10 protein-coding genes are annotated in these 13,497 nt (G+C 59.4%); all 10 read right to left on the bottom strand.

The genetic code is table 11. From position 1 onward, the window contains the following. Positions 1-126: 126 nt before the first annotated feature. Positions 127-1,251, bottom strand: a complete 1,125-nt coding sequence (gcvT, locus tag EQV90_RS21425; protein WP_003440627.1) for a glycine cleavage system aminomethyltransferase GcvT — start codon at positions 1,249-1,251, stop codon at positions 127-129. Between the two features lie 17 nt (positions 1,252-1,268). Beyond that, a complete protein-coding gene (locus EQV90_RS21420; RefSeq protein ID WP_003440631.1) occupies positions 1,269-2,645 on the bottom strand; it encodes an L-serine ammonia-lyase in 1,377 nt (458 codons plus the stop codon). A 102-nt stretch (positions 2,646-2,747) separates the two neighbouring features. Then, a complete protein-coding gene (gcvP, locus tag EQV90_RS21415) occupies positions 2,748-5,606 on the bottom strand; it encodes an aminomethyl-transferring glycine dehydrogenase (protein ID WP_003440635.1) in 2,859 nt (952 codons plus the stop codon). 10 nt (positions 5,607-5,616) lie between these two features. Then, on the bottom strand, positions 5,617-6,000 hold the full coding sequence (gene gcvH, locus EQV90_RS21410; protein ID WP_003440638.1) for a glycine cleavage system protein GcvH: 384 nt from the start codon (positions 5,998-6,000) through the stop codon (positions 5,617-5,619). A gap of 319 nt (positions 6,001-6,319) precedes the next feature. Then, a complete protein-coding gene (locus EQV90_RS21405; protein WP_003440647.1) occupies positions 6,320-7,828 on the bottom strand; it encodes a sigma-54-dependent transcriptional regulator in 1,509 nt (502 codons plus the stop codon). A 175-nt stretch (positions 7,829-8,003) separates the two neighbouring features. Then, positions 8,004-8,363, bottom strand: coding sequence for a DUF5064 family protein (locus EQV90_RS21400; protein WP_010655934.1), 360 nt, complete (start codon positions 8,361-8,363; stop codon positions 8,004-8,006). A gap of 59 nt (positions 8,364-8,422) precedes the next feature. Further along, positions 8,423-9,352: a carbamate kinase gene (gene arcC, locus EQV90_RS21395; RefSeq protein WP_010655933.1), complete on the bottom strand. Its 930-nt coding sequence runs from the start codon at positions 9,350-9,352 to the stop codon at positions 8,423-8,425. Between the two features lie 143 nt (positions 9,353-9,495). Beyond that, on the bottom strand, positions 9,496-10,506 hold the full coding sequence (locus EQV90_RS21390) for an ornithine carbamoyltransferase (protein WP_003440656.1): 1,011 nt from the start codon (positions 10,504-10,506) through the stop codon (positions 9,496-9,498). Between the two features lie 77 nt (positions 10,507-10,583). Further along, on the bottom strand, positions 10,584-11,840 hold the full coding sequence (gene arcA / locus EQV90_RS21385; protein WP_240878655.1) for an arginine deiminase: 1,257 nt from the start codon (positions 11,838-11,840) through the stop codon (positions 10,584-10,586). Positions 11,841-11,873: 33 nt separating this feature from the next. Continuing rightward, positions 11,874-13,301 carry an arginine-ornithine antiporter gene (gene arcD, locus EQV90_RS21380; protein ID WP_003440661.1) on the bottom strand — a complete coding sequence of 476 codons (1,428 nt, stop codon included), beginning with the start codon at positions 13,299-13,301 and terminating at the stop codon, positions 11,874-11,876. Positions 13,302-13,497: the final 196 nt, after the last annotated feature.

The following is a 13,497-nucleotide window of genomic DNA, read 5'->3' as shown; positions in this document are numbered from 1 at the left end:
CTGCTTACGTTTGCCTGCGTACTCGGCATCAGCGAAAGACATTTGCTTCATCGGGGCTCAACCGTTCAGTTCGTGGGACAGGCGTATTTCACCAGATTTGGAAGTCCTTTTCAGAGTTTCCTTAGCTCACCCGCGATAATAACGTTGTGGAACAAATGGCAACTTCGAAACTTTCAGCGGTACAGGTTTGCCGCGCACGATTGCCCACACCTCTGAGTCCAGCGCGGTAAAGGCTGTATCCAGATAACCCATGGCCAGAGGCGCACCCAAAGTCGGCCCAAAACCGCCGCTGCATACATTGCCGATGACAGTGCCTTCAGCGTCAACGATTTCAGCGCCTTCACGTACGGGTGTGCGCTCCTGGGGCAGCAGGCCCACACGCTTGCGCGCTACGCCGTTTTGCTGCTGGGCAAAAATGATGTCTGCACCCGGAAAACCGCCGGCCCGGGAACCCTCGGCGCGCCGATTTTTCGAGATCGCCCAGAGCAGGCTGGCTTCAACCGGCGTGGTGCTGTCGTTCATGTCATGCCCGTACAGGCACAGACCGGCCTCCAGTCGCAGCGAATCACGGGCGCCAAGGCCGATGGCTTGCACTTGCGGATCGGCCAGCAGGTGGCGCGCCAGTGCCTCTGCGTGTTGAGCGGGGACCGAAATTTCAAAACCGTCTTCCCCGGTGTAGCCCGAACGACTGACGTAGCATTCAGTTCCCAGCAGGGTGACCGGGGCAAATTGCATAAAGGTCATGCTTGCCACTTCGGGAGCCAGACCTTGCAGCACGGTAACCGCTGCCGGACCTTGCAGGGCGAGCAGGGCGCGTTCTTCAAACAGCGGCTGGATGTCGCAGTGCTTGCCCAGGTGTTTGCGCAGATGCGCCAGGTCCTGGTCCTTGCAGGCGGCGTTGACCACTAGAAACAGCTGGTCATTGCCCAGATTGGCGACCATCAGGTCATCTAGGATGCCACCTTGTTCATTGGTGAACATGGCATAGCGCTGCATGCCAACCGGCAGGTCAATGATGTCTACCGGGACCAGGGTTTCCAGGGCCCTGGCCGCATCAGCGCCGCTCAGCAGAATTTGCCCCATGTGCGACACATCGAACAACCCGGCATGTTCACGGGTATGTTGATGTTCTTTCATTACACCCAACGGGTATTGCACCGGCATGTCATAACCGGCGAACGGCACCATACGGGCCCCGAGTTCAAGGTGCAGTGCGTGCAGCGGGGTTTTAAGCAGTTGTTCGGTGGACATTGGTCACTCCTTGAAAATCAGCACTCAATAATGTTGACGGCCAGACCGCCGCGGGCAGTCTCTTTGTATTTGCTTTTCATGTCGGCGCCGGTCTGGCGCATGGTGCGGATTACCTTGTCCAGTGAGACAAAATGCTGGCCGTCGCCGCGCAGGGCCATCCGCACGGCATTGATGGCCTTGACCGAACCCATGGCATTGCGCTCGATGCAGGGCACCTGTACCAGTCCGCCAATGGGGTCGCAGGTCAGGCCAAGGTTGTGCTCCATGCCGATTTCGGCGGCGTTTTCGACTTGCTGAACGCTGCCGCCCAGCACTTCACACAACGCGCCGGCGGCCATGGAACAGGCCACGCCCACTTCGCCCTGACAGCCCACTTCGGCGCCCGAGATCGAGGCATTTTCCTTGTACAAAATGCCGATGGCGGCGGCAGTCAGCATGAAGCGCACCACGCCGTCCTCATTGGCCCCGCCAATAAAACGCATGTAGTAATGCAGAACCGCCGGAATAATCCCCGCGGCACCATTGGTGGGCGCTGTGACCACCCGGCCGCCGTTGGCGTTTTCTTCATTGACGGCCAGGGCGTACAGATTCACCCAGTCCAGCACTGACAGCGCATCGCGCAGCGCGGCCTCGGGGTTGGCGCACAACTGACGGTGCAGCGCTGCCGCCCGTCGCTTGACCTTCAGGCCGCCCGGCAAAATACCTTCGTTACGACAGCCCGCACTCACGCAGTCCTGCATCACTTGCCAGATATTCAGCAAGCCGCTGCGGGTTTGTGCTTCAGGGCGCCAGGCGCTTTCATTGGCCATCATCACCTGGCTGATCGACAGATCGTGGGTGACGCAATGGCGCAGCAAGTCTTTGGCAGTCTTGAACGGGTATTTCAAGGGGGTGCTGTCTTCGACGATGCGATCAGCGCCTGCCGCGCCTTCATCCACCACAAAGCCGCCGCCCACCGAGTAATACTCGCGGCTGCGGATCTGAATCCCGGCGCCATCCAGCGCCCGGAAAATCATGCCATTGGGGTGATAGGGCAGGGGTTTTCGAATCATCGCCAGATGCGACTTTTCGTTGAAATCGATGGGGTGTTCGCCCAGCAGGTTCAAACGCCCGCTACTGCGAATGGTGGCCAGACGTTCGGCTACGGTTTCGGTGTTTACGGTATCCGGATGCTCGCCTTCAAGCCCCAGCAGCACGGCCTTGTCGCTGCCGTGGCCTTTACCGGTGGCGCCGAGGGAGCCATAGAGTTCAACTTTCACGCAGGCTGTGTCTTGCAGCAGTTCATCACGGCGCAGACCTTCGGCAAAACGCGCGGCTGCGCGCATGGGGCCGACGGTATGGGAGCTGGAGGGGCCGATGCCAATCTTGAACAGGTCGAACACGCTTAACGACATGGGGTTCTCCGGTTTCTTATAGGTTTATTGGCAAAAAACATCATCCACTGCAGGCGCGAGCTTCTCGTTGCATAACAGCTCGCTCCTGCAGGGATGGGTGGGTTACGCCTCCTGGTAGCTTTCGATGGACGGGCACGCACACACCAGGTTGCGGTCACCGAATACGTTGTCGACCCGGCCAACCGGCGGCCAGTATTTGCCTTCGATCAAGGACGCCACCGGATACACCGCCTGTTCGCGGCTGTACGGGTGGGTCCATTCACCGACCATTTCAGCGGCGGTGTGCGGGGCGTTTTTCAGCGGGTTGTCTTCCTTGTCCAGGCTGCCGTTTTCGACCGCGCGAATTTCTTCGCGGATGCGGATCATGGCTTCGCAGAAGCGGTCCAGTTCTTCTTTGGATTCACTCTCGGTCGGCTCGATCATCAGCGTGCCGGCCACCGGGAACGACATGGTCGGCGCATGGAAGCCGAAGTCGATCAGGCGCTTGGCCACGTCGTCGACGCTGATGCCGCTGCTGTCCTTGAGCGGGCGCAGGTCAAGAATGCATTCGTGTGCCACCAGACCGTTGCTGCCCGAGTACAGCACCGGGTAATGCTCTTCGAGACGGCGGGCGATGTAGTTGGCATTGAGGATCGCCAGCTGCGAAGCACGCTTGAGGCCTTCGCCCCCCATCATGCGGATATACATCCAGGTAATCGGCAAAATGCTCGCGCTGCCAAACGGTGCCGCGCACACCGCGCCTTCCTTGCGTTCCATGGTGCCGTGACCCGGCAGGAATGGCGTGAGGTGCGATTTGACGCCGATCGGGCCGACACCCGGGCCGCCGCCGCCATGGGGGATGCAGAAGGTTTTGTGCAGGTTGAGGTGGGACACGTCGCCGCCGAACTTGCCCGGTGCGCACAGGCCGACCATGGCGTTCATGTTGGCGCCGTCGATGTACACCTGGCCGCCGTTGTCATGAATGATGCCGCAGATTTCGCGGATGCCTTCCTCGAATACACCGTGGGTCGAGGGGTAGGTGATCATCAGGGCCGCCAGGTGCTCGCGGTGCTCGATGGCTTTGGCGCGCAGGTCTTCGATGTCTACGTTGCCCCGTGCATCGCATGCCGTCACCACCACGCGCATCCCGGCCATGTTGGCGGTTGCCGGGTTGGTGCCGTGGGCCGAGGACGGGATCAGGCAGATATCGCGACGCTCTTCACCACGGCTCTGGTGATAGGCACGAATGGCCAGCAGGCCGGCGTATTCACCCTGGGAGCCGGCGTTCGGTTGCAGCGAGATGGCGTCGTAACCGGTGGCAGCGCACAGCATGGCCTCCAGTTCGGTGGTCAATTGCTGGTAGCCCAGGCTTTGCCCGGCGGGTGCAAAGGGGTGCAGGTTGCCGAACTCGGCCCAGGTCACCGGAATCATTTCGCTGGCGGCATTGAGCTTCATGGTGCACGAGCCCAGCGGGATCATGGTGCGATCCAGGGCCAGGTCCTTGTCCGCCAGACGACGCAGATAGCGCATCAGTTCGGTTTCAGAATGGTAGCGATTGAATACCGGGTGGCTGAGAATCGGCGACTGGCGCAGCAGTGCCGCCGGCAGGGTGCCGGTTACTGTCGCGGCCAGTGCGTCGAAGTCAGGCAGGGTCTGACCGTCCGCCGCCAGCAACGCCCACAGCGCAGTAACATCGGACTGGCCGCTGGTTTCGTCCAGCGACAGGCCCAGACGCTGGCCATCGATCAGGCGCAGGTTGATGCGTTGGGCGTGGGCCTTGGCATGCAGGGCGTCGGTGTGGCTGCCGGTGTTCAGGGTCAGGGTGTCGAAGAAGGCGGTTTGCTCGACCTTCAGTCCCAGATCGCTCAGGCCTTTGGCCAGGATCGCCGTCAGTTGGTGAACGCGCCGGGCGATTTGGCTCAGGCCCTTGGGCCCGTGGTACACGGCGTACATGCTGGCGATGTTGGCCAGCAGGACCTGGGCGGTGCAGATGTTGCTGGTGGCCTTCTCGCGGCGGATATGTTGCTCGCGGGTTTGCATGGCCAGGCGCAATGCCGGTTTGCCGTGACGGTCAACCGAAACACCGACCAGACGCCCCGGCATGTCGCGCTTGAAGACATCGCGGGTGGCGAAGTAGGCCGCATGGGGGCCGCCGAAGCCCAGTGGTACGCCAAAACGCTGGGCGCTGCCGATGGCCACGTCGGCGCCAAACTCGCCTGGCGGTGTCAACAGGGTCAGGGCCAGCAGATCAGCCGCTACGGCCACCAGTGCATTGGCGGCATGAAAACGTTCAACCAGGTCGCGGTAATCAAACACGTCGCCGTTGCTTGCCGGGTATTGCAGCAGGGCACCGAAAAAGGCCGACACGTCAGTCAGATCGCGCTCATCAGCCACGACCACCTCAATGCCCAGTGGTTCGGCACGGGTGCGCAGCACGTCGAGGGTTTGCGGGTGGCAGTGGCTGGAAGCAAAAAAGCTGCGGCTGGTTTTGTTCTTGCTCAGGCGCTTGCAGAACGTCATTGCCTCGGCGGCGGCGGTGGCCTCATCGAGCAACGATGCGTTGGAAATCGGCAGACCGCTGAGATCGCTGATCAGGGTTTGATAGTTGAGCAGGGCTTCGAGGCGGCCCTGGGAGATTTCTGGCTGGTACGGGGTGTAGGCGGTGTACCAGGCCGGATTTTCCAGCAGGTTGCGCAGGATCGGCGAAGGGGTGTGGCAGTTGTAATAGCCCTGGCCGATATAGGTCTTGCACAGCAGGTTCTTGGCGGCGATGGCTTTGATCGAGGCCAGCGCGTCGGCTTCGCTTTGCCCGGCCGGCATGTTGAGAACGCTGGTGCCCTTGATGCTTTCCGGGATCACGCTGGCGCTCAGGCCTTCAAGGGAATCAAAACCGAGGGTGGCGAGCATGGCTTGCTCATCGGCCTGACGCGGGCCTATGTGGCGCGCGATAAATTCATTGGCGGTGCTGAGATTGATGGTCATGACAGGCTCCTCAGTTGTCGTCTTGAGCTTTGATCAAGCGGTCGTAGGCATCTTGATCCAGCAATTGCTCGACGGCATTCGCATCAGCAGGCTTGAAACGGAAGAACCAGCCTTGACCCAGAGGGTCTTCGTTAACCAGTTCCGGGCTGTCTTCGAGCGCCGGGTTTACTTCCAGCACTTCACCGTCCAGGGGCATGTAGACGCCGCTGGCGGCCTTGACCGACTCAACGGTGGCGGCTTCGGTGCCTTTGTCGTAGGACTGCAATTCAGGCAGTTGGACAAACACCACATCACCCAGAGCGTTTTGCGCAAACGCGGTAATTCCCACAGTCACGCTGCCATCAGCTTCGGCGCGCAGCCATTCGTGGTCTTCAGTAAAACGCAATTCGCTCATGGAAACTCCTCAGGGCCAGACATGTCTGGTGGTCACGGGTAATTGCTCGCTCGGAACGAGCTTATGGGAGAGTTCATTGCAAAATGGTTGCCAGTTTATAAATATCGTTATTTATCAGTGGTTTGAGTGATTCAGCGGCGCAGATTGAAAACTGTGCTGTAGCGAAATCGATACAGTGCTGGGGCAGAAAAAAAATCCATGAGGATCATGGCCTTGCACAGCAGTGGAATAGACAGGGTGTATCGAAATCGATCCGGTGGAATGATTTCGATACGACAGGTGGGGGGCTTGGTGATAGCCGGCTGGCTGGCGCTACAGGTCAGGCCTTGCCGGGGATACCATACTTGCGCAGGCGATGGGCAATGGCGGTGTGGCTGGTTTGCAGGCGGCTGGCCAACTGACGGGTCGAGGGATAGCTGACGTACAACTTTTCCAGCAATGCTTTCTCGAAGGTTTCGACTGCGTGCTCCAGGGTTTCCACCTCGCCGTCACTTTGCCGTGCAACCGAGGTACCGGCGATGTCGAGGTCGCCAATGTCGACCAGGGTGCTTTCGCAGATCGCAGCTGCACGAAAGATCACGTTCTGCAATTGGCGCACGTTACCGGGCCAGCGATTGCCCAGCAGCGCCGGATAGGTGCCGGGCGCCAGGCGGCAAACGGGGCGCTGGATCTGGGTGCAGGCCTGCTGCATGAAAGTGCGTGCCAGCAACAATATGTCCTGGCCGCGTTCGCGCAGTGGCGGCACTTCAATGTTGAGTACGTTCAGGCGATAGAACAGGTCTTCGCGAAAGGTGCCCTCGTTGACCATCTTTTCGAGGTTGCGGTGGGTGGCGCTGAGGATCCGTACATTGACCTTGACCTCGCGCTCGCCGCCTACCCGGCGGAAGCTGCCGTCATTCAGAAAGCGCAGCAGCTTGGCTTGCAGGTAAGGCGACATCTCAGCGATTTCGTCGAGGAACACCGTGCCATTGTTGGCCAGTTCCATCAGCCCCGGTTTGCCTCCGCGCTGGGCGCCGGTGAAGGCGCCGGGGGCATAGCCGAAGAGTTCGCTTTCGGCCAGGTTTTCGGGGAGCGCCGCACAGTTCAAGGCCAGAAAGGGGGCGCCAAAACGGTCGCTGATGGCATGGCAGGCACGGGCCACCAGTTCCTTGCCGGTACCGGTCTCGCCCTGGATCAGTAACGGCGCATCCAGGGCCGCTACACGCTGGGCCCGGGCCTTGAGGGTGCGGATGGCGGGTGACTCACCGAGCAGGGCGTCAAAGCCTTCTGCGTGATCGTGGTGCAGCGCGGCCAGGCGCTCACCGATGCGGCTTGGCTGGTACAGGGTCAGCAGGGCGCCGGCATCGGTAATCGGGGTGGCGTCGAGCATCAGCGGGTGGCCGTTGAGCGTCACTTCGCGCAGGGGCAGGCGGAAGCCGTGCTCCAGCAGTACATCGAGCAGGCCGGGGTCACTGAACAGCTCGCCGATACTTTCACCGGTGGGTTCATGGCCGTACAGGGCAATCAGCGCCGGGTTCGCCAGCAGTACGTGGCCATCGCTGTCCAGCGCCAGTACCGGGTCGGTCATGGCCGCGAGCAGCGCATCAAGTTGCAGATGGCGGCGTTGTCCGGGAAGGATGTCGACCACCGTCACGGCCTGCACCCCGTTGACGCTGAACAGTGCCTCGCGCAACTCGTCGAGCACTTGCGGGCTCAGGGTCGGAGCGTCGATATAAACGTTGGGCGGGACCATTTCCACCGCATCCAGGTTGAGGTTCCGCCCGCCGAGCAACGCCAGAACTTCCTGGGTGATGCCGACGCGGTCGATAAAACTGACGTGGATACGCATGGGAACAAAGAACACTTCTGGCCAGCGGAGGCCGCCAGTATGCCTTGGCGCGGGAGATTGGTGAAATCGGCGGGCGAGGGGGCGTTGGTTGCATCGCCGGCAAGCCGGCTCCCACAAGGTTTCAAATTGACTTGAACGATGTGGGAGCCGGCTGCCGGCGATCAGGGTTCATGCATTATTCGAGGTGTTCGGGTTTGACCGGGTCGCCAAGCTGCACGTCCAGCTGCTGGCGGACATCCTTGAACATCAGGTCGTAATACTTATGCATCGAAAGTATGTTGGCCGAGGTGGGCATGCCGTTATCCACGGCAATTTTAAAGCCGACTCTGGCGAAGTCGAACCACTGATCCTTGGGCAGGGTGAACGACTCCTTGAAGTCGTTCTGGTTGATCCGGCCGTGCATGTCGAACTGCATCGACTTGCCTTCCCTGGGATCTTGAACGACCTGGTAATCGATCTTGATGTCATACCCGAAGTCACCCGGCTGAAGCGGTTCGCGATGGATATGCAGGTGACCGGGTTCGAACGAGGCCATAGGGGCAACTCCTGAGTGTATGAGGGGTAAAGGGCAGACCGCCAGGTCTGCCCCCAGGTTCAAAAATAGCTGATGCCGGGCTTTTCAGTACTGACCCGGGTACCCGCCTTCCCTTGAACGATAGCTTCGATATCCGCCAGGGCGCCAATTACGGCGGTCTTGCCGGTTTTGCGGGCAAACTCGCAAGCTGCCTCGACTTTAGGGCCCATGGAGCCATTGGCGAAGCCGAGTTTTTCCAGTTCGTCCGGGTGCGCCTGGGCAATAGCTTTTTGCGTAGGCTTGCCCCAGTCAATAAAGGCCGCGACGACGTCAGTGGCGATTACCAGCAAGTCACTTTTCAGCTCCTGGGCCAGCAACGACGAGCACAGGTCCTTGTCGATGACGGCCTCGATGCCCTTGAGGTTGCCGTCCTCGCCATACATGGTCGGGATCCCGCCACCGCCCGCACAAATGACGGTGGTGCCTTTTTCCAGCATCCACTTGATCGGACGGATTTCGAAAATGCGCATGGGTTTCGGGCTGGCCACTACACGACGAAACTTGTCACCGTCCGGGGCGATGCTCCAGCCTTTTTCCGCAGCCAGGCTTTCAGCTTCGGCCTTGCTGTAAACCGGGCCGATCGGTTTGGTCGGGTTCTGGAACGCCGGGTCTTTCGGGTCGACCTGAACCTGGGTCAGCAAGGTGGCGAGCGGCGTTTCCTTGGGCAATACGTTGCCCAGTTCTTGCTCAATCATGTAACCGATCATGCCTTCGCTTTCAGCGCCCAGCACGTCCAGCGGGTACGGGTCGACGGCAGTGTAAGACGCCGCCTGCAGCGACAGCAGGCCTACTTGCGGGCCATTGCCGTGGGCCACCACCAGTTCGTTACCGGGGGCGATGAGGGCAATTTGCTGAGCAGCGGTGCGGATGTTTTCACGCTGGTTCTCTGCAGTCATGGGCTGACCGCGACGCAAAAGGGCGTTACCGCCCAGTGCTACGACGATACGCATAAAAATGTCCTTATAAAAAACGGGGAGCGGCTCGAGTCCCGCTGGAGCCGAGCTTGCTCGCGATGCAGACGCCCCGGTCATTGGTCCTGCTCCGGGGTGATGGCATCGCCGGCAAGCCGGCTGCCGCACGAAACCAGCGGGCCTTAGATGTCAGCCAGTGCTGCTACCAGGATTGCCTTGATGGTGTGCATGCGGTTTTCTGCTTGCTCAAAGGCAATGTTCACCGGTGACTCAAACACGTCCTCGGTCACTTCAATACCGTTTTTCAGGTTTGGATGGTGCTCGGCCACATCCTTGCCAACTTTGGTTTCGCAGTTGTGGAATGCGGGCAGGCAATGCATGAATTTCACCCGTGGGTTTTCTGCCGCTTTGATCATCTCGGCATTGACCTGATACGGCAGCAACAGCTTGATGCGTTCGTTCCAGGCTTCAACGGGCTCGCCCATCGATACCCATACGTCGGTGTGGATGAAGTCCACGCCTTTGACCGCCGCTTTAGGGTCTTCGGTGAGGGTGATTTTAGCGCCGCTTTCTTTGGCGAATTCCTGGCACTGCTTCACGAATGACTCTTCTGGCCACAGGCTTTTCGGCGCGCCGATGCGCACGTCCATGCCCAGCTTGGCGCCGATCATCAGCAGCGAGTTGCCCATGTTGTTGCGGGCATCGCCCAGGTACGCGTAGCTGATGTTGTGCAGCGGCTTGTCACTGTGTTCGCGCATGGTCAGCGCGTCAGCGATCATTTGCGTCGGGTGGAACTCGGCGGTCAGGCCGTTGAATACCGGTACGCCTGCGTACTTGGCCAGCTCTTCAACGATTTCCTGGGCAAAACCACGGTATTCGATGGCATCGAACATGCGCCCCAGAACCCGGGCCGTGTCTTTCATGCTTTCTTTGTGACCGATTTGCGAAGAAACCGGATCAATGTAGGTCACGTGCGCACCCTGGTCATGGGCGGCCACTTCAAACGCGCAACGGGTGCGGGTTGAGGTTTTCTCGAAGATCAGGGCAATGTTTTTGCCTTTCAGGTGCGGCTCTTCGGTACCGGTGTACTTGGCGCGCTTGAGATCGCGGGACAGATCCAGCAGGAAGTGCAGCTCACGCGGAGTGTGATGCATCAGGCTGAGCAAGCTGCGGTTTTTCATGTTAAACGCCATGGGGATCTCCTGGGTTTCTGGTTAACCGGCTTGCGCCGTCCCTTATGGGGCGGGGCGCAAGCAATCTAATGAATGAATTAATAGTCAATCGGGTCGCGGATGATCGGGCAGGTCATGCAGTGGCCGCCGCCACGGCCGCGACCCAGCTCGGAGGCGCTGATGGTGATTACTTCGACTCCGGCTTTGCGCAGCAGGGTGTTGGTGTAGGTGTTGCGGTCATAACCGATCACCACACCAGGCTCCAGGGCCACCACGTTGTTGCCGTCATCCCACTGTTCGCGTTCGGCGGCAAAGGAGTTGCCCCCGGTTTCGACCACACGCAGAGCCTTGAGGCCAAGGGCCTTGGCTACCACTTGGAGGAAGCTGGCTTCTTCACGGCGCACGTCTACGCCGCCGGCTTTGCTTTCGTCCGGATACAGCGAGAAAGCAACAATCTGGTTGACCACTTCAGGGAAGATCGTCACCAGATCGCGGTCGCAGAAGCTGAATACCGTGTCCAGGTGCATTGCGGCGCGGGACTTGGGCAGGCCCGCGACGATGACCCGCTCCACTGCTTTGTTCTTGAACATGTTCTGCGCCAGTTGGCCGATGGCCTGGCGTGAGGTGCGTTCACCCATACCGATCAGGACCACGCCTTTACCGATAGGCATAACGTCGCCGCCTTCGAGGCTGGCGTTGCCGTGGTCGATGGTCGGGTCGCCGTACCAGATCTGGAAGTCAGCGTTGGTGAACTCAGGGTGGAACTTGTAGATCGCCGTGGTCAGCAGGGTTTCCTGACGACGGGCCGGCCAGTACATCGGGTTCAGCGTCACGCCGCCGTAGATCCAGCAGGTGGTGTCACGGGTGAACTGGGTGTTGGGCAGCGGCGGCAGGATAAAGCTGGTGTGACCCAGGAAATCGCGGAACATCTGGATGGTCTTGCCACCAAAGCTGTCCGGCAGATCGTCGGCAGACACGCCGCCGATCAAGTACTCGGCAACCTGGCGTGGTTCGAGGCTTTTGATCCAGGCTTTGACTTCACTGACCAGGCCGATGCCAACCTGATCGGGTGTGACCTTGTGATCCAGAATCCAGTCCAGCGCTTCCGGCATGGCCACGATGTCGGTCAGCAGGTTGTGCATTTCCAGCACATCGATGCCGCGGTCACGCATCTTGGTCACAAAATCGAAGTGGTCGCGTTTAGCCTGGTTGACCCACAGCACGTCATCAAACAGCAGTTCATCGCAGTTGCTCGGGGTCAGGCGCTGGTGAGCCAGGCCCGGGGAGCAAACCATAACCTTATGCAGCTTTCCGGCTTCGGAATGTACGCCGTACTTCACTTTTTCCGTGGTCATTACAGTCATCCTCCAAAGTGCATAAACAGGGTTTTACAGGGTCAGGAAGCCGTCGTAGAGTCCATAGGCCGCCACCAGGGCGCCAATCACTACTGCGGCAAAAATCACTTTCTCGATATTGGTGAAGACGGGTTGGCCACTCTCATGTTTGGCCTTGGCGAACAGAATGACGCCAGGTGCATACAGCAGGGCCGAGAGCAGCAGGTATTTAAGGCCGCCGGCATAGATCAGCCAGATGGCATAGATCAGGGCGATACCGCCGATGATCAGGTCTTTCTTGCGTTCTCTCAGGGCGTTTTCGTAGGTCTCGCCGCGCACTGCCAGCAGGAAACCGTAGGCTGCGGACCAGAGGTAGGGCACCAGAATCATCGAGGTGGCCAGGTAGATCAGCGACAGGTAGGTACTGGCCGAGAACAGGGTGATCACCAGGAACAACTGCACCATGGCGTTGGTCAGCCAGAGGGCATTGACCGGTACATGGTTGGCGTTTTCCTTTTTCAGGAAGGCCGGCATGGTGTGGTCCTTGGCCGCCGAGAACATGATTTCGGCACACAGCAGCACCCAGGACAACAGGGCACCCAGCAGCGAGATGATCAAGCCGACACTGATCAGTACCGCTCCCCAGTGGCCCACTACGTGCTCAAGCACGGCAGCCATCGACGGGTTCTGCAGTTTTGCCAGTTCCGGTTGAGTCATGATGCCCAGCGACAGCACGTTCACCAGTACCAGCAACAGCAATACGGTGATGAAGCCGATCACGGTGGCTTTACCCACGTCAGAGCGTTTTTCGGCGCGGGAGGAGAAGATGCTCGCCCCTTCGATACCGATGAACACCCAGACGGTGACCAGCATCATGTTGCGCACCTGATCCATCACACTGCCCAGACTCGGGTTTTTCAGGCCCCAGATGTCACTGGTGAAGATGTCCAGTTTGAACGCGAACAGGGCAATCAGGATAAACAGTACCAGCGGCACTACCTTGGCAACGGTGGTTACCAGGTTGATGAACGCTGCTTCCTTGATCCCGCGCAACACCAGAAAGTGCACGGCCCAGAGCAAAATCGAGGCCGCAATGATGGCTGCCGGGGTATTGCCTTCGCCGAAGATCGGGAAGAAGTAGCCCAGGGTGCTGAACAGCAGCACGAAGTAGCCGACGTTGCCCAGCCAGGCACTGATCCAGTAGCCCCAGGCCGATGAGAAACCCATGTAATCGCCAAAGCCGGCCTTGGCATAGGCGTAAACGCCGCCGTCGATATCCGGTTTGCGATTAGCCAGGGTCTGGAAGACGAAAGCCAGGGTCAGCATGCCTACCGCAGTGATTGCCCACCCGATAAGAACAGCGCCTACATCGGCACTTGCAGCCATGTTTTGGGGCAGTGAAAAAATACCGCCGCCAATCATTGAGCCGACTACCAGCGCAACCAATGCACCCAGTCGAAGTTTTCCAGGAGTATCAGACATTTGTAGTGACTCCAATCTAGGAGAAGTGAGGCCTAAAGGTTAGTCCGTTGGTTTTTTGAGCCAGTTGACTTAGGGAAGGTCTGAAGTAAGCAGCCGTTTTTAACGGTCTAGCTGTCTGAGGTTCAAAAAACACCGACTTAATCGAAAAACAGACCTTTCCTCCTGTCAGTTCACTATTTTTTGCGGAAGAGCACCT

It is taken from the genome of Pseudomonas sp. TMW22089 (assembly GCF_022496645.1).
Lineage (GTDB): Bacteria > Pseudomonadota > Gammaproteobacteria > Pseudomonadales > Pseudomonadaceae > Aquipseudomonas > Aquipseudomonas paraversuta.
Note: the sequence above shows the minus strand (reverse complement) of the source record. Positions and strands in the feature narration are given on the sequence as shown.